An 884-nucleotide genomic window follows, 5' to 3' on the forward strand; every position below is an offset into this window, starting at 1 on the left:
CTGGTTTCCGGTTTCGCCGCCGGAAGCGGGCTGGTGGATGGCGACCAGGCCGGCCTCGGCCAGGTCGGCCACGAGGATCCGGGCCACTCCCAGGGGAAGGGAGAGCAGCGCCGAGACCTCGGCCACGGACTTCACCTCGGTGCACAGGGTGCAGATCCGCTGGTGCTCCGGCAGCAGGGTGGCAAGTCGCTGCGGATCCACGTCGGCGGAGACGAGCGCCTCCAGGGCGAGCTCGTACCGGGGCCGGGTCCGTCCGCCGGTCATCGCGAACGGGCGGATCAGCGGGCCGCTGTCCGGCTCGTCCTCGTAGTCGTCGTACCCGGACCGGGACGGTCCGCCGGGCTGCTGCCCGGCCGACTGCCCGGCAGCCGGTCCGCGACCGCGGAGGTGTCCGGACTGCTGTCCGCCCGCCCCGCCCGGATAGCCGGCCGGAGGAGCGTCGTACGAGGGCTGGGGCTGGGTGTACTGGTCGTACTGCCCCGGCGGGTACGGCTGGCCGTACGCCGGCTGTCCGTAGGGCCGGCCGTGCTGCGGGCCCTGCTGGCTCTGCTGCTGCTGGCCGGGGAGCGGCTGGCCGTACTGCTGACCGTGGCCGACGACGCCGGGTGTTCCGAAGGCGTCGTGGCCCGTGCCAGGGTACGGAACGCCGTACTGGCCGCTGCGGTCGTCGGGCGGTGTCACGGTTCCTCTCCTCACAAGGTGCGGCGGTGCGGTGCGAGCTCGGGAACGAGTCCTGAGCCAGTGGTGCGAAGGCCGTACAACGTCCGAACCCGAGCCCGCCGAAGCGGGCCCGGGACGGACGTGGAGGTGCTTCGAATACCTGGACGGTATCCGACGAACCGTCAGTGCAGGAGACTGCCCTGGAGTTCTGCGCGGAGTGCGGG

General features: G+C 72.5%; 1 protein-coding gene. It reads right to left on the reverse strand.

Going from position 1 to position 884, the window contains the following annotated elements; genetic code table 11:
* Positions 1–681: DUF742 domain-containing protein (locus VR45_RS44950; RefSeq protein WP_107084394.1), on the reverse strand; the 681-nt coding region annotated here is incomplete at its 3' end.
* Positions 682–884 lie beyond the last annotated feature (203 nt).

Origin of the sequence: Streptomyces sp. NRRL S-495, assembly GCF_000966955.1 — a bacterium.
Taxonomy (GTDB): Bacteria; Actinomycetota; Actinomycetes; order Streptomycetales; family Streptomycetaceae; genus Kitasatospora; species Kitasatospora purpeofusca.